Consider the following 24,871-nt stretch of genomic DNA (forward strand, 5'->3'; position numbering starts at 1 on the left):
GTCCTGATCTAAATGCTACTGGGCCGGCTTGTAGATCTGGTCGAATATACCACCATCGCCGAAATGATAAGGCTGTGCCTTCTTCCAGCCGCCAAAAAGCGGGTCGTCGATGGTGATCAGCTTGATCTCAGGCAGCTTGGCCAAGTCCTCCGCCGGCACCAACTCGGGCTTCGAAGGGCGATAATGGTTTTTGGCGATGAGCGTCTGGCCTTCCTTGGAATAGAGATAGCTCAGATAAGCTTCGGCAACTTTCCGCGTGCCTTTGGCGTCGACATTAGCGTCGACCACGGCGACCGGCGGCTCGGCCAGGATCGAGGTCGGCGGGTAGACGATATCGAAATTGTCGGCGCCGAACTCGTCGAGCGCCAGATAGGCCTCGTTTTCCCAGGCGAGCAGCACGTCGCCCAGCCCTTTTTGCGCGAAGGTCACGGTTGCGCCGCGCGCACCGGTGTCGAGAACCGGGACATGCGCATAGAGATTGCCGACGAATTCCTTGGTCTTGGCCTCGTCGCCGCCATCCTTGGCGCTGGCATAGGCCCAGGCGGCGAGATAGTTCCAGCGCGCACCACCGGAGGTCTTGGGATTCGGCGTGATCACCTGGACGTCGTCCTTGACCAGATCGCCCCAGTCATGGATGCCCTTGGGGTTTCCCTTGCGGACGAGAAAGATGATGGTCGAGGTGTAGGGCGCCGAATTGTTTTCGAATTTCGTCCGCCAGTCGGGATTGATCCTCTTCGCTTTCGAGACAATGGCGTTGATATCGCCTTCGAGCGCCAGCGTCACCACGTCGGCGTCGAGGCCGTCGATCACGGCGCGAGCCTGCGCGCCCGACCCGCCATGCGACTGCTGGACGGTGACCGTCTCGCCTGTCTCGGCCTTCCAGTGGGCGGTGAAGGCCTCGTCGAATTGTTTGTAGAGCTCACGCGTCGGATCATAGGACACGTTGAGAATGGTGGTGTCGGCAAACGCGAAACCGAGCGTGCCGAACTGGACAGACGTGGCGACCAGTGCGCCGAGCAGTTTCCTGAAATGAGGTTTGGTCATTTCCGCCTCCGTTGAACTCGCGCCAATCTACCGAATTGATAGAATTTAGATGCATTCAATGTTGCCTTTTTTGGCCTATTGAAGCAATTTTTCGCCTAGTTTCGGCGATGCGAGAAACTATTTTCCCCGCATGGACCATGATCGCGCTCCCGACGCGATTATCTAGAGACGGCTAGCTTTTCGGCAATGGCTGCGTCGCGCCCGAAGGTTTCGGCCGGCTATTCGGCGGTAACGGGAAAGTTGAAGCGCTCTTTTGGAAACGGCTCCTTCTCCAGCGTGAAGTGCCACCATTCGCGGGCGTAATTCTTGAAGCCGCCGGCACGCATCGCCTCGACAAGTCTTTTGCGGTTAGCCGCCGCTTCACTGGCTATGGATCGGTGAGCCGTTTCGCTCGCTGGATCGAAACAGTCGAAACCCGTGCCGAAATCGAGCGTGTCGGCATCGGTCGCGCCGCAGGACGGTTTCGGAGCGCTCTTGCGGTCGGCTCGCGCGATCGCGACATCGACCGTCGATCCGCGCGAATGGGTGGACAGTTCGCCGATATAGCCCTTGGCGATGAGATCCTTGCGCTTGACCTTTGGGTACCACTGCGGGTCCGGTGGTCCACTCGTTTTTGTCCAGTCACCCATGTCGGAGACAGCCCGCGCAGGGCGATAGCAGTCGAACACGACCAGCGTCAGCCCTTCGGCGGCAATCGCTTTCTGCACTGCCGAAAGCGCTTGCGCCGCTTGCCTGGTGAGGACGCATACCGGCGCATCGTAGCCGCTTACCTTGCGATGCAGGAAATTTTCGAGGCCGGCATAGCGGATATCCTGCCGGATATTGGGATCGATGTCGGCTAGCCGAACAAAGCTGGCGGGCAGCGCGTCAGCAGACGCCGAGAAAGTACCGGCGGCCGAAAGCAAGACGTAAAACACAATCCCCTGAATCACCTGCCGGAAATTATTCAAGGGAAACTTTCACTCGACGAAAACCTTCACACTGGCCGCGCGTCCCGCCGCGTCGATCACGGTTAGGGTCGAATAGCCGGCGCCGTCCGGCTGCCAGGTCGCGGTGCGCCGCCGGTCGATGCCGACCAGCGGCTTGCCGTTGGCCAGCCAGCGGAATGGTGCGCGGCCGCCTTGCAGCTTGAGCACCAGCGGCGAGGGGTCGGCCGAGGAAGTGCCGAGATCGACGCGAGCGCCGTCGGGCGGAAAGATGATGGTTGGCGCAGGTTCGGTCGGCATCGCCTGTACCAGCCCATCGGCGCCGGCGCCGAAGCGCGTCAGCGTCACCGGCAGCACCTCGCGCTTCGGCCGCCGGACGCCGGACGGCTGGCTCGGCAGCGGTACGGCGGCCAGGCTGGAACGGACAAAACCTTCGAACAGGATGGGCGCAGCCGAGACATAGCCGGACAGGCCGGGCACAGCGCCGGCGTCGGGGCGGCCGACCCAGACGCCGAGCACGTAGCGGCCGTCGAAGCCGACCGACCAGGCGTCGCGATAGCCGTAGGAGGTGCCGGTCTTGTAGGCGATGCCGCGTTGGGCGGCACCCTGGGGAGGCTTGACGCCTGACAGGATGTCGGTGATCTGCCAGGTCGCCTGCCCGTCGAGGATGGTGGTGGTCGAGCGTTCGGCATTCGCCGGCTCGGTGCCGTCATGCAGCGTGTGTGCCTTGCCGCCATTGGCAAGGCCGGCATAGAGTTGGACCAGGTCGCGCAGGGTCACCCCGACGCCGCCGAGGCCGATCGCCAGGCCGGGCGCTTCGTTGACGGGCAGGATAGGGGTCACATCGGCCTGGCGAAAGCGTGCCATCAGCCGGGCCGGGCCGACCGCGTCGAGCACGCGGATCGCCGGCACGTTGAGCGACAATTGCAGCGCCTGCCTGATGCTGACATCGCCCTGATAGCCCATGTCGAAGTTCTTCGGCCGATACCCGGAGAAATCGGCTGGGCTGTCCTCGATCAGCATCTCCTGCGCCACCAGGCCCTGTTCGAAGGCGAGGCCGTAGATGAACGGCTTCAGCGTCGAGCCAGGCGAGCGAACGACCTTGGTCATGTCGATCCAGCCCGAACGGCTGGCATCGAAGAAATCGGCAGAGCCGACCTCACCAAGAATATCGCCGGTACGGGCATCGGCCAGTACCATGGCCACCGAGAGGCGAGGGCCGAGCCTGGCGGCCGCATCCTTGGCCACCTGCTCCAGCCCTTCCTGGACACTCTTGCGGATCGTCAGTTGCAGCTTCTGGCCGGGAATGGCCTTGGACAGCATCGTATAGGCCGCATGGGCAGCGAGCGCCGGCAAGGTCCGCCGCAGCCCCGACACATCGTCGAGCGCGGCACGCGCGGCTTCACGTTCGCCGAGCAGGCCTGCCGAGACCATGCGGGTCAGCACGCGGTCGCGGGCGGCATGGGCGACGTCGAGGTTGCGGTCAGGGCGCCGCTTTTCCGGCAATTGCGGCAAAGCGACGAGCAGGGCCGCCTCCGAGACCGTCAGCCGTTTCGGCTCCTTGCCGAAATAGGCAAGCGAAGCGGCGCGCACACCTTCGAGATTGCCGCCATAGGGCGCCAGCGTCAGATAGCGTTCGAGGATCTCGCGCTTGGAAAGCCGCCGTTCGATCTGGAGGGCGCGCAGCATCTGCTTGATCTTCGAGCCGAGGCTGCGGCTGTCGCGCGGTTCGATCAGCCGGGCGAGTTGCATCGGCAGCGTCGAACCACCGGAGACGATATGGCCGCTGGTCGCGAACTGGCCGGCGGCACGCGCCAGAGCCAGCACGTCGACGCCTTGATGATCCCAGAAACGCTTGTCCTCATAGGTGACCAGCATGTCGACGAACTGCTTGTCGACCTGGTCCAGGCTGGTAGCGAGCCGCCAGTAGCCATCCGGCGTAGCGAAGGCGCGCAGCAGCTGGCCGTCTCGGTCCTGCACCTCGGTCGAGACCGCCAAAGCAGCCGGCAGCGGCGGCGGAAAAGCGCGGTCGAGCTGCCAGAGGGCGGCGGCGGTGATTGCAGCGAGACCGACCAAGGAAATGCCCGTGATGGCCGCTCGGCGCAGGAATTTTCTGGAGAGCATGGCGCCGCCCCTCATCCGCCTGCCGGCACCTTCTCCCCGTTTAGTGACGGGGAGAAGGGGGCTGTCGCGACCCTTGGCGCCTTTTCTGCGACGTTAAAGTTCGGCGAAAACTTCGGCGCATGGCTCTTTCTCCCCGTCTCTATACGGGGAGAAATGCCCGGCAGGGCAATGAGGGGCAGCGCCATCGCCATATTCCTATCCGCTATTTTTTGCCTTACGGCGCCTTGACCTCCATCATGCCGGTGGCGGTGCGAGCCGAATATTGCGGCCGGTACATGTCCTCGATCGTTGCCGCCGGGTGGGCGTAGGTGCCCGGCGTCACCGCGCGCACGACGTAGGCGAGTGTGATGTTGCGGTCGCCATCGCCGTCGTTGGGATTGAAAGCCGCGACGAAACGGTCGTCGCGGAATTCGAGATGGGCGGCATCAGTCTGCGCCAGCCAGGAGAAGTTCGTCAATTGGGCGCTGGAGACCAGGCCCGGATTGTCGATCTCGAAGCCGGCCGGCAACAGGTCGGTGATCAGCAGTCGCGAAGGCCAGGTGTTCTGCTCGTAAACCTTGAGCACGACGACATAGCGTTCGTTCTGCTTGACCTCCGTCACGTTGGCCTCTGTGCCGTCTAGCTTGTAGTAGGTACGGCTGATGGTAAAGCCGTTGCCGCCGGCTGGCAGAGGCTGGATCGGCGAGGCCACGGTGGTGACGACCGCCTGCAGCGGATTTCTGCCGGTGTTGACGATGGTCAGCGGACTGTCGGCCAGGTCGCCACCGGCGATCTGGTCCGAATAGCCGCCGGCATGCGGTGCGCCGTTGACGGTCAGCGCGATCGAATCATTGCCGGCCTTCAGCGCGCGGGCGGCCAGCAGCATCCAGGACTCGTCCTGTGTGCTGGTCCACCTGGCGTCGGCGCGTTCCCTGGTCACCAGCTGGATCAGCGCCGGCACGATGGTCGGCACCGGCTTGCTTTCCGCGGCAAGCGCCAGGATCGCCGCGCCGTCGCGCAGTGGCGAGCCATAGTCGGACCGGTAATAGTCATATTCGGGCGTCGACTTGGCCAGTTGCAGCGCGGCCTGGAAGGTTGCCTCCGAGCGCTGGGTGTCACCGTAGAGCGCGAGAGACGCCGCCAGTTGGGCGACGGCCATCGGGCTGGTAAAGGCTTCGAGCTGGGTGTCGGCATAATAACGCAGATCGCCGACCGAGGCCTTTTTGTTGCGGGCAAGCACATAGAGCGCATAGGCGATCTCGCTGCCGCGATCCTGGACGTCCTGATCGTAGCCGATCGCGTTCTGCAGATTGCTCAGCGCCTGGTTCATCGCCAGGGCCGGTACGTCGTATTTCTGCTCGCGCGCCCGGGTGAGGAAATCGGTGACATAGGCGTCGAGCCACAGATCGCCGGAACCCGGACCCCACAGGCCGAAGCTGCCGGCCGAGGCCTGATAGCTCAGCACCTTGTAGATGGCGTCCTGGACGCGGCCATGCAGATCGGGGTCGCTGGCCATGCCGATGCCGGAAGCCATCTCGTTGACGTAGAGAAGCGGCATGGCGCGGCTGGTGGTCTGTTCGGCGCAACCATAGGGATAGCGGTCGAGCGTCATCAGCAGCGACGGTACATCGAAGGCAGCCGCCTGCGAAACGCCGACGCTGACCGAAGCGCCATCGAGCAGGCTTGCCGCCAGCAGTTCCTTGTCGACGCGCAGCGCGCCGCCATTGCCCTTGAGGTCGACGACCATGCGGGTGGTCACAGGCAGTTGCGCTGGGCGCACCGGCACATAGAGCGTCTGCTCGACGGCGGTGCCGTCGGCATGCGCAAGCTTGATGGTGATCGAGGCGTTGCCCGCGGTCTGCGCAATCAACGGCACGGTCAGCGTCTGCCGCTTGCCTTTGGCCAGCGTCAGCTTTTCAGGCAAGGCGGCACTGCCGGTAGACAGGTCGCCCGTCGTGTCGATGGTCAGCTTGTAGTCGCCAGCGGGGCCGTCGGTGTCGGCGATGTCGAGCCGCATGACGGCGGAATCGCCGGGCGCCAGGAATCGCGGCAGGCCGGCGGTGATCACCACCGGATCGCGAACGATGACGTCGGACTGGGCATGGCCGACTGCTTCCTTTGTCCAGGCGACGGCCATGACGCGCACGGTGCCGTTGAACTGCGGAATGTCGAAGTCGATCCGCGCCTTGCCGTCGGCGTCGAGCTGGACCGGGCCGGAGAAGAAGGCGACCAGCTTTTCGGTCGGCGGACTGCCTTGCGATTGCATGTTGGCGCCGTCGCCGCCGGTGCGCAGCTTACCGGTTGTGCCCAGCGAGCCGTCGATCAGCCGGCCATAGATGTCGCGAACCTCGAGACCGAGCATGCGCTGGCCAAAGAACCAGTTCTCCGGATCCGGAACCTTGTAGTTGGTCAGGTTGAGGATGCCGACGTCGACGGCCGCGACCATGACATAGGCGTTGGTGCCGGGCTGCACGCCGGCTACGGCCACCGGGATCGACAGCTGCTGGCGCGGCATGGTCTTGTCCGGCGGCGCCAAGCTGACGGCAAGCTTCCGCGAGCCGGGATCGAGCTTCAGCCATTTGACGCCGATGGCGCGCGCCGGCATGCGTGTCTCTTGCGCATCGCCCGGCCTGAACAGCGTTGCCGTGACGTAGGCGCCGGCACCCCAGTCGTCGCCGACCGGGATGTCGACGGTGCTGCCGCCGGCCGGCACGCTGGCGGTGACGGTCTTCAGGAGCTTGTCGGCGCCGATGGTGACGAGCAGCTCGCCGGCAAAGTGCGGCGACACTTTGAGCTTGGCCACTTCGCCCGCCGCATAGGTATCCTTGTCGAGGGCGATCTCGAGGCCGTCGGGCGTTTCGGTGGTGGTGGAACTGACATACCAGCCGGCGTCGAACTCGTAGCTGGTGGCCGGGCCTTCCGGATCCGCTGTCTCGATCTCGAGCCGGTAGCGGCCCCAGTCGACCGGCAGCGACACCGTCGCCTCGCCATCGGCGCTCAGGTCGACCTGGCCGTTGGCCACCGCCTTGGTGAAGGTGACCGGCTCATAGTTCCAGGAGTTGCTCGAGCGGTACCACTGGTAGCTGCGCTCGACCTTGACCAGCGACCACTGCGCGCCCTTCAGCGCCTCACGCTTGCCGTCTGGGTCGACAGCGATCAGGCTGAACTTGGCCGTGCCGCCTTGCGGCACCTCGTCGTCGTCGAAATCCGGGCGGATGCCGATCATGTGGCCCTGCGGGCGGATGCCGATATTCAGCGAGCGCTCGACGGCACGGCCGCCGGTTTCACGCATCCTGACAGTGACCTTTGCATCGACCAGCTTGGTGGTGGATGGCAATTGATCGACGGAGACAGGGAAGGTCGCCTTGCCGTTTTCGCCGACCACCGGCAGGCCGGTGAAGGGCGTCACCGTCGGTTCCGCCGACTGTTCGTCGGCCAGACCGAAGGAATAGCCTTTGAAGCGATCCCAGTCGCGGGCGGTCGACAGCGTCAATTCGCCTTCGAGCGCGAGGCCCGCGGCCGGCGCGCCGTAGAGAAAGCGGCCGTCGACGGTAATGTTGGCGGTCTCGCCCTGCGCGATCTCCTGCTTGTCGGAGGACAGGTCGAACTCGATGCGGTCCGGTACGAAGTCCTCGACCAGGAACATCTGGCTGGCGACCGCCGCCTGCTTGGGATCGGTATGGATCGCCACCGTCCAGGTGCCGCGCATGGCGTTGGGTTCCAGCGGCAGGTCGACCGCGTGACCACCGGCCGATGCGCCATCGCTGACGATGCGGCGGTCCTCGACGCCGTCGGGCCGCGAGAAGATGAAGGTCAGCGGCAGGTTCTCGACCGCCTTGGCGGCACTGTCGCGGGCAAGGGCCGCGACATGGACATCTTCGCCGGCGCGGTAGATGCCGCGCTCGGTCCAGGCATAGACGTCGAGCGCGCCAGGTGCCGGCCGTCCGGCGACGCCACGGTCGGACAGGTCGAAGCCGGCGCGGCCCATATCGAGGAAGACGAAATCGTCGTCGCCCTGTTTGGCCATCAGCACGGCCGGGGCCATGCCGCTGTCGCCGCGCGTCAGGCCGGGATTGAACACCGCCCGCCCTTCCGCGTCGGTGGTCGCGGTGCCGAGGATTTCATTGTTCCTGGCCAGCAGCGTCAGCTCGGCGCCGGCGATCGGCTTGGCGGTTGCGAGCGAACGGGCAAAGACGTTCAGCCCATCCTGTCCGGTATAGGTCGACAGGCCGATATCGGAGACGACGAACCATTGCGTGGCGTGCGAATCATAGTCGTCGCTGCGATCGTTGACGGCTTGTGCGGTCAGCACATAGACGCCGGGCTTGCGCTTCGGCAAAGCCTCGTCGATTGGGAAGGAGGTGGTGACTTCCTTGTTGAGGTCGTTGGCGATGTCGAGCTGGCCTTGCCAGACCGGCTCGCCCATCTGTTCGGAGATGTTCGAAATGTCGTAGCCGTCAAGCTGGCGCAGGAACTGATATCCCGACAGAAGCTGGGCCAGCGAGCGGTCGCCGATGCGGAAGAGCTTCATTTCGGCGGCATTCATGTTGACGGTGACGACCGGTATGCCGCGGCGTGCGCCTGCGGGCAGCACGAAGCTGTCGCCAGTGAAGCGGGCCGAAGGCGCGCGGTCCTGCACGTAGATCGACAGAACCACCGGTGCCGCGGTGACTTCGCCAATGGCGGCCGGCAAGCCGGCGCGGAAGGTCACGTCATAATGTTGGCCGTGCTCGAGTCCTTCGACGCAGATCTGCTTGTCCTTGGCTTCGACGCCCTTGGGAGCGGCGTTGTCGACAGTAACGAACTGCGAGTAGTCGACGCCGGTCTTGACCAGTTCCTCGGAGAACTGCGCGCAGATGCGTGGCGCGCTGGTGTCGGCATCGACGGTATGATCGATGACGCGGAAGCCCTTGCGGGCCTTGAGATCCTGATAGGCGGCCCTGACTGCCGGCGAATTGACGAGAGCGAGGCTCGCCTCGTAGGCCTGCAGGGCCGGCCTGTAGAGATCGCGGCGATCAAGGCCGTCCCCGAGCAGCGCCAGCACGTCGGCGCGCGTCTTGGTGGTGCGCAGCAATTTGTAGGCGTTGAAGGCGGCGGAAGTGGCGTTCGCCGGTAGGGTCGACGGCTCCGAGCTGTTGGCGGTCGGATGGACGGCAAGCGTTTCGCGCGCCAGCTCGAGCCAGAGCTGGCCATCATCAGGCAACACCGAAACCGCCGCTTCGTATTTGTGCATGGCCGCGCGATGATCGCCCGTCAGCGCCGACTGTTCGGCGGCGGCCCTTAGCGCCGTCAGCCCTTCTGTCGGCTTGGTGTAGGTCGGGCCAGTGAGCTTGTTGCGGTATTGCTGGGCCTGGTCGGCCATCCAGTTGGGGAAGAAGGCGAGTTCGGGTGGCGCGCCGATGTCGGGATCGCCATCGATGTTGACGATCTTGCCGGCGACGGCGCCGCCGAAGGGTTTCAACGAATTGTAATCGGATTTAAGGAAGCACCATTTGGCCTTGAGGTTGTAGGTGAAGGCGCGGCAGGCCGGGTCGCCGAGGCAGGTGGTCTTGCACTGGTCGAGGCTGACATTCTGGTCGGATCTGAGATCGAAACCGAAATAGTCGGAATTGTCCGATGTCACCACCCGCCGGGCTTCGGCCGCTTGCGCGACACCGTTCCAGGCAAAAAAGAGAAGGAAAAGAATCGATAGACCACGAGCCGCGCGCATTGCCATAAACCCCTCCAGACAAGTGCTTACGTCCAGAAATCTTCAAGCTTCAGTCGCGCTTGTCAACATCGGGACGCGGCAGGATCCGCCTGCCAACGGTTTGCTTTCCGGCCGGTGACCGGTAGTAGCTCCATAGGACAGGGGATCACGCTTTCTTGCGGCGACGCAGAAGGTGTGAGTTCCAAGCCCTGTCTATTTCAGCAATTGGATTGTGGCCCCTTTACGAGTGCTTCAGAACTTCATTCCAATTTTAGGTTTGCGAGCTAGGCTAGGAGCGTAATGCCGGCGTATGAAAGGCAGATGTCGGGAGGAACCGCGCCACGGCGCGCGCTTTCGCGCGCCCTGCTTTTCGCATTGTTGTGCTCTACGGCACTTGTTGCCGAAACCGGAAGTGCGGCAGCCTTCGAGATTTTCGGCATCAAGCTGTGGGGATCCAAAGACGAAGATGCCGATATCGTCGACCCGCTGCGCTATGCGGTGACGATCGAGGCGCCGGACGCCGACAAGGATCTCGCCGAGAAGCTCGAAAACGCCTCGGCGCTGAAGGCCGACGAGGAACACCCGGTATCCGGTTCTCTCGGCCTGCTGGCCAAGGCGCGCAGTGACCGTGAGCAACTTGTTGCCGCACTCTACGCTGACGCGCGCTACGAGGGTGTGGTCACTATCACGATCCAAGGCAAACCGCTCGACGATCTGCCGCCCGATGCCGAATTTTCGGGTCCGCAGCCGATACCGGTGGTGATAAGCATAGCAGCCGGGCCGAAATTCACGCTTGGCAACATCAGACTGGAAGGCGATGCGGCGGGGCTGGCAAGTGCCGATTTCGGCCTGATCGCCGGCGGTGACGCCAGTTCGGGCGCCGTGCTCAAGGCCGAGGCGGCGATCGTGCGGGCACTCAAGCAAGAAGGCAGGCCGCTGGCCAAGGTGACGGGCCGCGAGATCGTCGCCGAGCACGCCGGTTCGACGCTCGACGTGACGCTTGCCGTCGCGGCCGGCCCGGTCGCCGGCTATGGCGACACCACTGTCGAGGGCACGGAAAAGGTCGACCGCGACTTCACCGAATATATGACCGGCCTTAAGCGCGGGCGCCAATATTCGCCCGATGAGATCGACGATGCGCGCGACCGGCTGCTCGGGCTCGAGGTCTTCAACAGCGTGACGGTGAAGGAAGCCGACGCCCTCGACGCCGAGGGCAACATCCCGATCGGTGTCCAGGTAAGCGAACGCAAGCCGCGCTATTTCGGCATTGGCGGCAGCTTCTCAAACACCGAAGGGCTGGGCCTCGAAGGCTATTGGGGGCATCGCAATCTGTTTGGCCGCGCCGAAAAGCTGCGCATCGACGGCAAGATCAGCGGCATCGGCAGCAACGACTTGACCCAGCTCAATTACAATGCCGGCGTCATGTTCGAAAAGCCGGGCGTGGTCGGGCCGGCGTCGAAATTCATTGCCAGCGTCAATACCGTGCTGGAGCACCCCGACGCCTACGACCATTTCTCGGTCAAGGGCAGCACCGGCCTATCCTACGAACTCGACAAGAAGCAGACGGTTTCCGCGCAAGTCGCGCTGGATTATTCGAGGATCCACGACGCTTTCGGCAAGCAGACCTATCTGATCGCCAGCATTCCACTGCAATATGTCTACGACAATCGCGACAGCAAGCTCAATCCGACCCGGGGCTTCAGGGTGCTGGCCTATGGCGAGCCTAGCTACGACATTTTGAGCGGGGCTGCGTTTGTCAAGCTGAAGGGCGAGGGGTCGGCCTACCAGTCACTCGATTCGGCCTCGAAATTCGTTTTCGCCGAACGTGTCGCCATCGGCTCTATCATCGGCGCCAGTCTTCAAGATGTTCCGGCAGATCGACGCTTCTACTCAGGCGGCGGCGGTTCGGTGCGCGGCTATGCCTATCAAGGCATCGGCCCGAAGGACAGCAATGGAGAGCCGATCGGCGGGCTTTCCTTCTTCGAGACCTCGGTCGAGATGCGCATCGCCGTCACCGACAAGATCGGCGTCGTGCCGTTCGTCGATGCCGGCACGGTGTCGACCAGGCAGGTCCCCGATTTTTCGGACATGAAGGTCGGCGCGGGTGTAGGCTTGCGCTATCTGACGGCGTTCGGGCCGCTGCGCGTCGACGCGGCGGTGCCGCTCAACCGCGGCCCCGACGATCCTCATTTCGGCATTTATGCCGGCATCGGCCAGGCATTCTGATGGCAATATTCAGGCGCATCCTCCGTATCCTTTTCTACACGCTGCTCATCGTCGTGGCAGCGGCGGTGGGGGCGCTCGTCGTGCTGACCAAAACCGAGCGCGGCCGCGAAAACCTTGCCGGCATCATCTCGACCATGGCCTCGACCGGTGATCGCAAGGTCACTGTCGTCGGCATCGACGGCATCTGGTCGGGCGCGCTGAGGGTCGATCATGTCGTTCTGGAGGATCGCGAAGGCGCCTGGATGGTGGCGCGCAACGTGGCCGTCGATTGGTCGCCGCTGGCACTCCTGTCGAAGAGCTTCAGCGCCGATCGCATTGGGGCCGAGCGTATCGAGTTGGCAAGGCTGCCGGTGGCCAATACACAGTCGAGCCAAAGCGGAGCGACGACGCTGCCGGTTTCCATCGACGTCAGGCAACTCGACCTTCCCGAAATCGCGCTCGGGCAGGCTCTGGCCGGCAGCGGTGTCGCCGAACTTGCAGCCAAGGGAGCGCTCAAGGCGGACGCCTCACCATTGGCGATCGAGACCAACCTCAACATCGTTCGCCACGACGGCAAGCAAGGCACGGTCGACGCCAAAGCCCATTTCGCGCCGGCCGACAACAAGCTCGACCTCGACCTTAAGGCATCCGAGCCGGCCGGCGGCATCATCGCCAACCTGCTCAACCTGCCGGGCGCGCCGCCGGTCAACATTGTCGTTTCCGGCACCGGACCGCTCGCCAACTGGAATGGCATAGGGACCTTCGTTGTCGACGGCCGGATCGTCACCCAGCTTACCGGTCGCCATCAGCTCACCGACAAGGGTCATTATGTCGAGGCCAACGGCGATGGCGAATTCGAGCGCTTCCTGCCCGAAACCCTGAAACCGCTGTTTGCCGGCAAGACCACCTTCGACCTCGCCGGCACAGCGACCGCGGCCGGCGGCGTCGATGTCGAGCGCGCCAATATCGACAGCGGCGCCGTGCACGCGACCGCCACAGGCATTGTCGATCCGAACGGCGCCAGCGACCTTTCGGTGAAGCTCGCCGCAAAGGGGCCGCCGATCGTGCTCAGCCTCGGCAGCGAGGCGCAGCCGATAACCGTGGCGATCAAGGATGCCACGGCCCGCGCTTTCGGCGGTGGCAAGGCGCCGATGGTCGATATCGGCGCGTCGCTGGTCTCGGTGGTGGCGGGCGGCACGCGGGTGGACGACCTGATCGGGCAAGTGCATTCCGATGGTTTCGACATCCAGAACCGTAGCGGGCCGGTCACCATCAAGCTGACGGCGGCCGACCTGAACACCGACGTCGCGACTTTGGCGCCGCTGATAACGGGCAGGGTCAGCGCCGGTCTCGCCGGCTCCGTCAGCAAGGAACAGATTGTCGTCGACGACGGCACGCTACGCAGCGACGCGCTCAATGCGTCCGTAACAGCCACAGTGGCGCTTGCCGATCTGTCGATGACGCTCAAGATGAATGCCGACGCGGCTTCGACGGCGCTGCCGCCGCAAATCAGCTCGGTTCTCGGCGAGCGCGTGCAGTTTTCCGCAACCGCGACACGCGACCCGGACGGTGCGTTCGCCGCCAACGCATTGCAACTCACCTCCGGCACGCTTAGCGCCAGCGGCACCGCCAGTGCGCAAGGCACCGATATCCGGGCCGACATCAAGGGTACGCTGGGCGACGTATCGGTGCTGTCGCCGCTGGTCGGCGCCAAGGTCGGCGGCGCCGTCGGTTTCGCGCTGACCGCAAGCGGCGCGCGCAGCGCTCCGGATTTCTCGGTTTCGGCCAACAGCGACAGCCTGACGGCGTCCGGTCATATGGTGAAACAGATCAAGCTGAGCGCGAGCGGCAAGGCCGATATCGCCAGTCCAGCCGCCGATGTCTCGCTGACCGGCTCGGTCGACGACCAGCCGCTCGACCTCAAGGCATCGCTGGTCACAACCGACGGCAAGCGCTCCATCAATGGACTTGCCGTCTCGTTAGCCGACAACAAGGTCTCCGGCGACCTCGGGCTCGACGACAACCTGCTGCCGCTCGGCACGTTGACCCTCGATGCCGCCGATATTGCTCCGCTGGCCGCACTCGCGGGCCAGTCGGTAGCCGGCGACGTGCGCGGCACCATCCGCTTTGCGAACGACAACGGAGCGCCGACGGTCGCGATCGATGCGACGAGCGCCGTGATTTCGCGCGGCGAACTGGCGGCGAAGACAATCGCCGTCAACGCGCTGGTCGCCAATTATCTCAAAGCACCGGCAATCGCCGGCAAGATCAAGGCCGACACGATCACCTCCGGAACCACGGTGATCAGCGGCATCGATGTCGACCTGAAGCGCGATGGCGACTGGACCGGCTTTAGCGGCGGCGCCACGGTCGCCGGCATTCCGGCCAGCGCGTCCGGGCGGGTCAGGGTTGCGAACGGCACCACCAGCATCGAGCTTGCCTCGGGCGAGGCGACCATCCGCGGCATCAAGGCAGCTGTCGCGCAGCCATCAGCGCTGACAATCGCCAATGGCAGGGTGAGCATAGAGAAATTGGCGCTCGGTGTCGGCGGTGGTTCGGTTGCCGTGTCGGGTACGGCCGGCCAGACGCTCGATCTCGCTGCCACCTTGTCGGCGGTGCCGGCAGCGCTTGCCAATGATTTTTCACCGGGTCTCGATGCCGTCGGCGCGCTCAGCGGCACCGCGCAGGTCACCGGATCGTCGGCTGCACCAGAATTTCGCTTCACCGCCCGCCTCAGCGGCGCCGAAACCAGCCAGACCCGGCAGGCTGGCCTCGGGCCGCTGGATCTCGACGCGGCAGGCCGTTTCTCGTCGGCCAGCGGCCTGGCCATCGAGCAGGCGACGCTTGCCGGCGAGAAAATCTCCGGCAAGGCAGCCGGCACCATCAATCCGAACGGTGCCAGCGATTTTTCGCTCGACCTGGCCTCTACCGGTCCGAGCCTGCCGTTGTCACTTGGCAGCAAGGAGAGCCCGATCAAGCTCGAGCTACAGGCGATATCGCTAACGGCGGCCGGGCAGGGCGCCCAGCCGAAGCTCGACATTTCCGCGACGCTGCCATCGGCCGCCACCAATCTGGCTAAGATCGAGGGCATCACGCTTGCGCTGCACTCCGATCGCTTTGACGTGAAAGCCCGGAGCGGGCCGATCTCCGGCACCGTGACTGCCGAAAAAATCGGCCTCGACAATCCGACTATCGCGCCGCTGATCGCCGGCAAGGTCACCGCCAAACTCGCCGGCAGCCTTGCCGCCGATGCCATCGTCATCGATAGCGGCACGGTGACCAGCGACGCGTTGAACAGCGGCTTCAACGGGCGGGTCTCGCTGGCCGACGGCGCCATCGCCCTCAATGTCAAGGCGGACGCCGCCTCGGCGGCACTGCCGGGGTCGGTACGTGGCGTGCTCGCCGAGCGAACGCAATTCAGTGCCGCGCTGAAGCGGGACGCCAATGGCAATGTCACCGCCAATACCGTCAGGCTGTCGTCCGGTTCGCTGACGGCAGACGGCCAGGCGAGCCTTGCCGACAACAAGCTCAGCGCCGACGTCAAAGGCGCGCTAGGCGACGTCTCGCTGCTATCCAAGGACGCCAAAGGCGCCATCTCTTTCGCGCTGAATGCGCAAGGCGCCAGCACCGCGCCGGATCTGTCGCTGAGTATCAACAGCGACAGGCTTTCGGTCGCGGCGCGCGAGATCACCGGTCTGAAGCTCACTGCCACCGGCAAGGCTGATGCCGCCAACCCGGCTGCGAATGTGCAACTCACCGGAAATGTCGGCGGCCAACCGCTGCAGGGCAGCGCCGTGCTGGCGACATCGGACGGCAAACGCGCCATCAATGGACTTTTGCTGTCGCTCGGCAAGAACCGTATCTCCGGCGACCTGGCGCTCGACGATGCCTTCCTGCCGGCCGGCACCGTGGCGCTCGACCTGCCCGATATCGGTCCGCTTGCGGCCCTGGCACTGGAAAAGGCCGATGGCGATGTGCGCGGCACGATCGCCTTCTCCAAGGCGGGTACCGTGCCGCAAGTCGCCGTCAAGGCGACGACGGCCTCGATCTCGCGCGGCGATGTCTCGGCCAAGGCCGTGAGCATCGACGCGCTGATCGCCAACTATCTGGCGGCACCGGTGATCTCGGGCAAAATCCGTGCCGACAGCGTAACTTCCGGCGGCACGGCTATTCGGGGCGTCAACGTCGATCTCAAGCGCGACGGCGAATGGACCGGCTTTTCCGGTGGCGCCACCGTCAAGGATATTCCGCTGAGGGCGGCCGGCCGGGTCAAGGCGGTCAAGGGCACGACGACGGTCGAACTTGCCTCCGGCGAGGCGACCATCCGCGGCATCAAGGCGGCCATCGCCCAGGCCTCGACCATCAACATCGCCAATGGAGTGACCAGCCTCGACAGGCTGGTGCTCAACCTCGGCGGCGGCACGGCGACGGTCACGGGCAAGGCTGGGCAGGCGTTCGACCTCAACGCGACGCTGGCCCGCATCCCGATCTCGATAGCCAACAGTTTTTCGCCGGGCCTCGATGCCGCCGGTTCCATCTCAGGCACGGTGAAGGTGACGGGCGCGCCGGCCAATCCGGCCGTTGCCTTCAAGATCGACGCCGCAGGCGTTCAGACGTCGCAGACCCGTGGTGCAGGTTTCGGCGGCATGGGCGTTTCATCCTCAGGTACGTATTCGGGCAACAGACTGACGTTCGACGCCAACATGAGCGATGCCGCCGGCCTCGGCCTCAAGGGCGGCGGCACGATGACGACATCAGGCGGGCCCACCCTTGATCTCAACTTTTCCGGCAAGGTGCCGTTCGCCTTCCTCACCAGGACACTCGCCGCGCAAGGCCTGTCCCTGAGCGGCACGGCCGACGTCGATGTGCAGGTGCGCGGCCCGGCGACGTCGCCGGTGATCTCAGGCACGGTCCGCACGTCAGGCGCCCGCCTGCTCGACGCGCGCTCGGGGCTTGCGATCAACGACATCACTGCCGATGTCGCTATCGGCAATGGCGTGGCCAGGATCAATCGCCTGACCGGCACGCTGTCGACACGCGGCAGCCTTTCGGCCAGCGGCACCGTCGGCATCGATCCGGCTAAGGGTTTTCCAGCCGATCTGTCGATCAAGCTCGTCGACGGCCGCTATACCGACGGCAAGGTGGTCACTGCCAATCTTGGCGGCGACCTGACCGTCAAGGGACCGCTCATCTCCGCGCCGGTGATTTCCGGTACCGTCAACTTGGCCAAGACCGTCATCACCGTACCCGAAAAGCTGCCCGGCTCGCTGGCCGAGCTCAACGTCAAGCACAAGAATGCGCCGGCCGCCGTACGTGCGCAGGACAAGGCGTTGCGCCCGGCCGCTGCAAGCAGCGGTGGCGGCGGCAGCGGCCTCAATCTCGACGTCACAGTCAATGCGCCGAGCCAGATCTTCATCCAGGGCAGGGGTGTCGACGCCGAGCTCGGCGGTTCGCTGCGGCTGACCGGCCCGGCATCGTCACCCCAGGCGGTCGGCACCTTCACCTTGCGGCGCGGGCGGTTGACGATCCTTGCCAAGCGGCTGACCTTCACCGAAGGCACCGTCGGCTTTTCCGGCTCTCTGGTGCCCTACCTCAATCTCACGGCGCAATCGAAGACGACCAGCGCCACCGTGACCATCGTGGTGTCGGGCGAGGCGAACAACCCGAAATTCACCTTCTCCTCGGTACCCGCGTTGCCGGAGGATGAGGTGCTGGCGCAGCTGATCTTCGGCCGTTCGATGTCGAACCTGTCGCCGCTGCAGATCGCGCAGCTTGCCGAGGCTGCCGGACAACTGGCCGGCGTCGGCGGCTCGACCTCCCTGCTGCAGAACCTGCGCAGCGCAATCGGCGTCGACGATCTCGACGTAATCACCGATGAACAGGGTGGCACCGCCGTCTCGGCGGGCAAGTATCTCAACGACCGTACCTATGTGACGATCCAGAAGGGCGACAGGCCGGGCTCGGGTAAGGCAACCGTCGATCTCGACGTTGGGCGCGGCGTCAAGCTGCGTGGCGAGGCAACCGACGCCGGCGAAGCCAAAGGCGGTGTTTTCTACGAACGGGAATATTGAAACCGGCCGTTCGCGCAGAACAACTGGTTGCCTGAAGAACGAGCGGCGCAGCGGCGAATGTCCCAGTTTAATTGCCCGTTGAGATTTCAGACGAAATCCCTGGCGCAGTAGCAAATTTGCGCCAAGACTGTCGTTATCGCGCGAACCGCCCTGCTTTCAAAGTTGCACATTCCTTGGCATGTTCCCAATCCGTGCCGTCTTTGACATCATGGCGCGGATGCGGAATGTTAAAAGGCAGAAAGCCAACAATGGGAGTTAGTCATGACGATCTACAAGAGTAACGGCGACCGCGTTCCCGATCACATCCTGGCCATGGCCGAAGATGCCAAGGCAGGCAAGATGGATCGTCGCGAATTTCTGGCTCTCGCCAGCGTCTTCGGCGCCTCGACGGCGATGGCCTATGGCATGCTTGGCCTTGCAGACCCGACGCCGGCCAAGGCGGAAGAGGTGAAGGGCAAGAAAGGCGGGATACTGAAGGTCGCGCAATGGATTAAGGATCCGAAGGATCCGCGCAAGTCCGACTGGTCGGAAATCGCCAATGCCGAGCGCCAGGCGCTCGAGCCGCTGGTCAAATACACCACCGAATACACGTTCCGCCCCTATCTGCTGGAGAGCTGGGACGTGAATGACGACGCCACCGAATACACGCTGCATGTGCGCAAAGGCGTCACCTGGAACAACGGCGATCCGTTCACCGCAGACGACGTCATCTTCAACCTCAAGCGTTGGGCCGACAAGAAGGCCGAAGGCAATTCCATGCCGGGTCGCCTCGGTTCGCTGGTCAAGGACGACAAGCTGGATGAGAGCGCGGTGACCAAGGTCGATGACCACACGATCAAGCTGACGCTCAGCAAGCCGGATATCGCCCTCATTCCCAACGTGTGCGACTATCCCGGCCTCATCGTCCACAAGACGTTCGACGAAAAAGGCGGCGACTTCAAGTCCTGCCCGATCGGCACTGGGCCGTTCGAGCTGGTCTCCTACGATGTCGGCCAGAAAGTGGTCTACAAGCGCCGCGAAGACAACAAATGGTGGGATGGTGACGTCTTCCTCGACGGCATCGAGTTCATCGACTACGGCACCGATCCGGCGGCGATGGTCAGCGCTTTCGAAGCAGGCGAAGTGCACACCAATTTCGAAACCTCGGCCGACTATGTGTCGATCCTCGACGGCATGGACTTGGCGAAGTCCGAGGTCGTCACCGCCTCGACGATCGTCTGCCGCACCAATGTGGCCAACAAGCCTTACGGCGACCAGAAGGTTCGCAACGCCCTGCAGCTCGCGGTCGACAACGCTGTCGTCCTCCAGCTCGGCTACGGCAATGCCGGCACGGTTGCCGAGAACCACCATGTCGCCCCGATCCATCCGGAATACTACGAATTGCCGAAGGTTGCTCGCGACCCGGCGAAGGCAAAGGCGCTGATGGCGGAAGCCGGCCAGGCCGATTTCGAGCACGAGCTGATCACGGTCGACGAGGACTGGCACAAGAACACAGGCGATGCGATCGCCGCGCAGATGCGCGACGCCGGCATCAAGGTCAAACGTACGGTGCTGCCGGGTTCGACCTTCTGGAACGACTGGACGAAGTATCCGCTGTCGATGACCAACTGGAACATGCGGCCGCTCGGCGTCCAGGTTCTGGCGATCGGGTATCGTACCGGTGAAGCCTGGAATGAGACGGCTTGGTCGAATCCGGAGTGGGATGCCAAGCTCAACGCTGCGCTCGCGGTTGCCGACGCAGCCAAGCGCAAGGAAATGATGAAGGACATCGAGCAGATCCTGCAGGATTCCGGCATTATCATCCAGCCTTATTGGCGCAAGCTCTACAGCCATTCGGTCAAGGCGGTGCAGAACTACAAGATGCACCCGACCTTCGAGCGCGACTACGGCAAGGTCTGGCTCGAGCAGGCCTGACCGGACGATCCGGAAAGGGGCGTCTCGCCCCTTTCCCTCGCTCTTTGCATGGTCCTTGGACCGGAAGTCGGCGCAGCAAAAAGTTGCGGACTCTTCGGCCTGGGTCTGCAATAAAAAGGGTATTGCATCTGGGACTGGTCTGAAGGCTTGTTCTGCCGCTGGCGGCAGCGCACGGCTTGCAAACCGGTTCCACCCCCCAACCCGACCGGCAGGGGACCGCCATGCTTTCTTTCGTTATCAGGCGTCTCGGCACCATGGCATTGACGATGCTGTGCCTGACGATGATCGTCTTCTTCCTGGTCAATCTCGGGCCTAATCTGAAGAAGCTCGCGATCAGCCAGACCGAAATGCACACATCCGCCGAGCAGCTTGAGGCTTGGCTGGTCAACCATGGCTATCGGCAGAATTTCTTTATCCGCTACGGCCAATGGCTGGGCATCATGCCCAAGCAGCCGGTGACCGACCCGGCGACCGGCAAGCCCGCACAGCGTTTCTCCTTCTGCAACGATCCGGTCGTGCCGACATTCTCCGGCATCCTGCAAGGCGATTTCGGTTGCTCGACCAAGTTCAAGACGACGGTCGCTTCGAAACTCTTTCCGGCGCTCAGCGCCACCGGCATCCTGATGCTCTGCGTGCTGGCCGTAATGGTGCCGATCTCGCTTTTGATCGGTATTCTCGCCGGCATGCGCGAGGGTTCACGCACCGACCGCACATTGTCGGTGGCTTCGATCGCCTCGACGGCGACGCCCGAATATGTTTCGGGCGTTATCTTCACCGTGATCTTTGCCTCCTGGCTTGGCGTGCTGAACGGTTCGGCGGCCTCGGCCAGCCAGGGCATCACCTTCTATAATTTCACCTTACCGGTGATGACGCTGGCGATATACGGCATCGGCTACATCGCTCGCATGACCCGCGCCTCGATGGTGGAGGTGATGACACAGCAATATATCCGAACCGCCCGGCTGAAGGGCCTCTCCTTCGGCAGCGTGGTGATAAAGCACGCTCTGCGCAACGCGCTGATCGCGCCATTCACGGTCATCATGCTGCAGTTCCCCTGGCTGCTCACCGGCGTCGTCATCGTCGAGGTGATGTTCCGCTACCAGGGGTTCGGCTACACGCTGGTCGAGGCCGCCGGCAACAACGACATCGATCTTCTGCTCGGCTGCTCGCTGGTCTCGGTGTTTATCGTCCTGATCACACAGCTCATCTCCGATGTCGGCTACGCGTTTCTCAATCCGCGCATCAGAGTTCAATAGGAGACCGGCGGATGCAGGTCGAATATCTCAGCGCCTTCAACGTCGTACTCGGCGTGCTTACCCGCTTCTGGCCGGTCTGGATCGCTCTCGCCCTGGTGATGGGGGCGAGCTTCGGCTACAAGAAGAAGCTAGGCCTTTACGGCCAGCTTTTCGACAGCGGCGTCGGCATCGTCGGCGTCGGCATCTGCCTGTTCTGGCTGTTTACGGCGATCTTCGCGTCGACCATCTCGCCCTTCGATCCGCTCGCCCAAGTGCCGATCATGAAGGACGCGCTGCCGGGCGCAATCGAGCCGGCGTCGAAACTTGTATACTATTTCGGCGGCGACAAGCTCGCCCGCGACGTGTTCTCGCGCATGGTCTATGGCAGCCAGATCGTGCTGATCATCGCGCCGGCGGCGACCGGTTTTGCGCTGATGGTCGGCATTACGCTCGGCCTGCCGGCCGGCTATTATGGCGGCAAGATCGATACGGTGCTGTCCTTCCTCGCCAACCTTGTGCTGGCCTTCCCGGTGATCCTCCTGTTCTACCTGCTGGTGACGCCGGGCATCATGGACACGCCGATCCCCTACGCGATGGCAGGGCTGTTCTTCCTGTTTCCGATCATCTTCTTCAGTGTGCTGTTCTGGACGCGCTACAAGAACCGCCCCGACCGCCTCTATATCCTGCTTGGCCTGACGTTGGTACTTGGCGGCTGGATCTATGCAGGCCTTGTCTTCGATGCCGATCCGTTCAAGATCATCCACATCGATCCCAACCAGCTCAACATCTTCGTGGCGGTGGTGTTCGCCTCCAGCCCCGGCGTGTTCCGCATCGTGCGCGGCCTGGTCATGGATATCAAAACGCGCGACTATGTTGCGGCGGCACAAACGCGCGGTGAATCGCCCTGGTACATAATGCTGTGGGAGATATTGCCCAATGCGCGCGGGCCGCTGATCGTCGACGCCTGCCTGCGCATCGGCTACACCACGATCCTGCTCGGCACGCTCGGCTATTTCGGGCTGGGACTGGCGCCGGAAAGCCCGGACTGGGGCACGGCGATCAAGGATGCCAGCCGGCTGCTGCGCTCCTTCATCCACCCGGCGCTGCCGCCGACGATCGCATTGATGTCGTTCGTGCTCGGCCTCAACCTCCTGGCGGATTCGTTGCGCGAACAGTCTATGAAAGATTGATGCCGGGAAGATCGATGCCGGGTTCGGCCCGACATGCCTGAAGAACAAGGATTGGAGCGACCCATGAATGAGGCAGTTCGAAATCCCGCCAAGCCGACCAATGGGCCGACCAATGGGCCGATCATCGAGATCGAGAACCTGTCGATCTCCTTCTTCACCCGCAAGGGCGAAATCCCGGCGGTCATGGATTTTTCCTGCACGGTCATGCCCGGCGAGGCGATGGGTATTGTCGGCGAATCCGGCTGCGGCAAGTCGACCGTGTCGCTGGGCATCATGCGCGACCTCTCCAACATCGGAAAGATCGTTGGCGGAAAGATCAAATTCCAGGGCAAGGACATGGGAGAACTGTCCGACGAAGAACTGCGAGCTATCCGCGGCAACAAGATCGCGATGATCTACCAGGAACCGATGGCCAGTCTTAACCCGGCGATGAAGGTCGGCCAGCAGCTGATGGAAGTGCCACTGATCCACGACAAGGTGTCGAAGGACGAAGCTTACAAACGCGCCTTGGAAATGGTGCGCGCGGTGAAGCTGCCGGATCCCGAGCGCATGATGCGTTCCTACCCGCACCAGCTTTCCGGCGGCCAGCAGCAGCGCATCGTCATTGCCATGGCGCTGCTGTCGAAGCCTGCGCTGCTTCTGCTCGACGAGCCGACCACAGCGCTCGACGTGACGGTTGAGGCCGGCATCGTCGACCTGGTCAAGGGGCTGGGCGAGAAGTTCGGCACCTCGATGATCTTCGTGTCGCACAATCTCGGCCTGATCCTGGAGACCTGCGACCGCATCACGGTGATGTATTCGGGCGAAGCGGTGGAGACCGGCAAGATCAAGGACGTCTTCGACCGGATGCGCCATCCCTACACGCAAGGCCTGTTCCGCTCGATCCCGCTGCCGGGCGCCGACAAAAATTCGCGGCCGCTGATCTCCATCCCGGGGCAGTTGCCGCTACCGCACGAGCGGCCGAAGGGCTGCAATTTCGGCCCGCGCTGCCACCATTTCGTCGAGGGCGTCTGCAACGCCGCCGAAATTCCGATGATCGCGGTCGAAGGCCATGACGGGCATTTCTCGCGCTGTGTGCGCTTCAACGAGATCGACTGGGAGGCGCTGCCACCCGGCGCCAAGAAGGTCAACGAGCGGGTGGTGCCCGGTGCGCCGGTGCTCCAGATCGAAGACCTCCGGAAGTACTACAAGGTCGGCGGCAGCGAAGTGTTCGGCTCGAGCGAGGGCCGTGTCGTCAAGGCCAATGAGACGATCTCGTTCATGGCGCGCGAATCCGAGACCGTCGCTATCGTCGGCGAATCCGGCTGCGGAAAATCGACCCTGGCCAAGGTGCTGCTCGGCCTCGAAACGGCAAGCTCCGGCCGCGTGAAGCTCGGCAACAAGGAGATCCAGTCGACCGGGATCGAGAAGCGCAGCGTCGACACGGTGTCATCGATCCAGATGGTGTTCCAAAATCCGTTCGACACGCTCAATCCCAGCCATTCGGTCGGTTCGCAGATCATCCGTACGCTGGAAAAGTTCAATGTCGGCGACTCGGTGGCCGACCGCCGCAAGCGGATGCTGGAATTGCTCGACCTGGTGAAGCTGCCGAGGGCATTCGAGACACGCAAGCCGCGCCAGCTTTCAGGCGGCCAGAAACAGCGCATCGGCGTTGCGCGTGCCTTTGCCGGCGACGCCAAGGTGGTGGTGGCCGACGAGCCGGTCTCGGCACTGGATGTGTCGGTCCAGGCCGCGGTGACCGAGCTCTTGATGGACATCCAGCGCAAGAACAAGACGACGATGCTGTTCATCAGCCACGATCTGTCGGTTGTGCGCTACATCGCCGACCGCGTCGTCGTCATGTATCTCGGCTATATCGTTGAGCAAGGCACGACCGACCAGATATTCGCGCCGCCCTATCACCCCTATACCGAGGCATTGCTGTCGGCGATCCCGATCGCCGACACAAGCGTGGTCAAGAAGCACGTCGTGCTGGAGGGCGACATCCCTTCGGCGATGAACCCGCCGTCCGGCTGTCCGTTCCAGACGCGCTGCGGCTACAAGAAACTGGTGCCGGACAACCTTTGCGAAACCAAGGTGCCGCCAGTCAAAAATCTCGGCGACGGCCATATGAGCTTGTGCTGGCTGTCCGACGACGTGCTGGCGAAAATGGAGCCGGTGATCAAATTCGACAAGGAGCACGCCGCAAATGAGGGCGTGCCGGATGATGCAAACCACGGTGTTGGCCCGGGCTTTGCCGGAGATCCGCCCAAGCGCCCGCATGGCAAGACTGGCAGCGTTGAAGCCGATGCCGAGGGTCAGGCAGTGGAGAATGCCGAAGCGGTCGCCAAAGCCCGCCGTCACGAGGTTCGCGACGAGGTTTCAGAGACCGGCACCTCAAGCTCTGCCGACAGCCAGGTGGCACCAATCATGCCGCCGACTGTCGGCGACGGCCGACAGGCCGAGGACGCCACGCGCAAGCCGCGCAAACCCAAGGGCGGCTGAGAGCCGTTAA

10 protein-coding genes are annotated in these 24,871 nt (G+C 63.6%); 6 read left to right on the top strand and 4 right to left on the bottom strand.

What is annotated here, in order from left to right; translation table 11 throughout:
- Nucleotides 1-15: 15 nt before the first annotated feature.
- From NKJ32_RS18720 to NKJ32_RS18735, 4 genes are all read right to left on the bottom strand, one after another.
- Nucleotides 16-1,044 (bottom strand): sulfate ABC transporter substrate-binding protein, encoded by a 1,029-nt coding sequence (locus NKJ32_RS18720; protein WP_023675840.1) that lies wholly within the window; start codon nt 1,042-1,044, stop codon nt 16-18.
- A 218-nt stretch (nt 1,045-1,262) separates the two neighbouring features.
- A complete protein-coding gene (locus NKJ32_RS18725) occupies nt 1,263-1,961 on the bottom strand; it encodes a M15 family metallopeptidase (RefSeq protein ID WP_352828423.1) in 699 nt (232 codons plus the stop codon).
- 42 nt (nt 1,962-2,003) lie between these two features.
- On the bottom strand, nt 2,004-4,094 hold the full coding sequence (gene pbpC, locus NKJ32_RS18730; RefSeq protein ID WP_352828425.1) for a penicillin-binding protein 1C: 2,091 nt from the start codon (nt 4,092-4,094) through the stop codon (nt 2,004-2,006).
- A gap of 214 nt (nt 4,095-4,308) precedes the next feature.
- Nucleotides 4,309-9,789, bottom strand: coding sequence for an alpha-2-macroglobulin family protein (locus NKJ32_RS18735; protein ID WP_352828426.1), 5,481 nt, complete (start codon nt 9,787-9,789; stop codon nt 4,309-4,311).
- Nucleotides 9,790-10,062: 273 nt separating this feature from the next.
- On the opposite strand from NKJ32_RS18735, the gene NKJ32_RS18740 reads away from it, so the two are divergent.
- The 6 genes from NKJ32_RS18740 to NKJ32_RS18765 all read left to right on the top strand — a co-directional run bounded on the left by NKJ32_RS18740 (nt 10,063) and on the right by NKJ32_RS18765 (nt 24,861).
- The gene (locus NKJ32_RS18740; protein WP_352757365.1) at nt 10,063-11,988 is read left to right on the top strand and encodes an autotransporter assembly complex protein TamA; all 1,926 of its coding nucleotides are present in this window, start codon (nt 10,063-10,065) and stop codon (nt 11,986-11,988) included.
- Entirely contained in the window at nt 11,988-18,038 is a 6,051-nt protein-coding gene (locus NKJ32_RS18745; protein ID WP_352828429.1) for a translocation/assembly module TamB domain-containing protein, read from the top strand. The genes NKJ32_RS18740 and NKJ32_RS18745 overlap by 1 nt, the downstream gene beginning before the upstream one ends.
- Before the next feature lie 261 nt (nt 18,039-18,299).
- Complete coding sequence (locus NKJ32_RS18750) at nt 18,300-19,952, top strand: ABC transporter substrate-binding protein (protein WP_023675846.1); 1,653 nt, start codon at nt 18,300-18,302, stop codon at nt 19,950-19,952.
- Between the two features lie 221 nt (nt 19,953-20,173).
- Nucleotides 20,174-21,208 (top strand): ABC transporter permease, encoded by a 1,035-nt coding sequence (locus tag NKJ32_RS18755; protein ID WP_023675847.1) that lies wholly within the window; start codon nt 20,174-20,176, stop codon nt 21,206-21,208.
- A gap of 11 nt (nt 21,209-21,219) precedes the next feature.
- A complete protein-coding gene (locus NKJ32_RS18760; protein ID WP_023675848.1) occupies nt 21,220-22,377 on the top strand; it encodes an ABC transporter permease in 1,158 nt (385 codons plus the stop codon).
- 63 nt (nt 22,378-22,440) lie between these two features.
- A complete protein-coding gene (locus tag NKJ32_RS18765; RefSeq protein WP_023675849.1) occupies nt 22,441-24,861 on the top strand; it encodes a dipeptide ABC transporter ATP-binding protein in 2,421 nt (806 codons plus the stop codon).
- The last annotated feature ends 10 nt before the right edge of the window (nt 24,862-24,871 follow it).

The sequence above is a fragment of the Mesorhizobium sp. M0159 genome (assembly GCF_040322295.1).
In the GTDB taxonomy this organism is placed as follows: domain Bacteria; phylum Pseudomonadota; class Alphaproteobacteria; order Rhizobiales; family Rhizobiaceae; genus Mesorhizobium.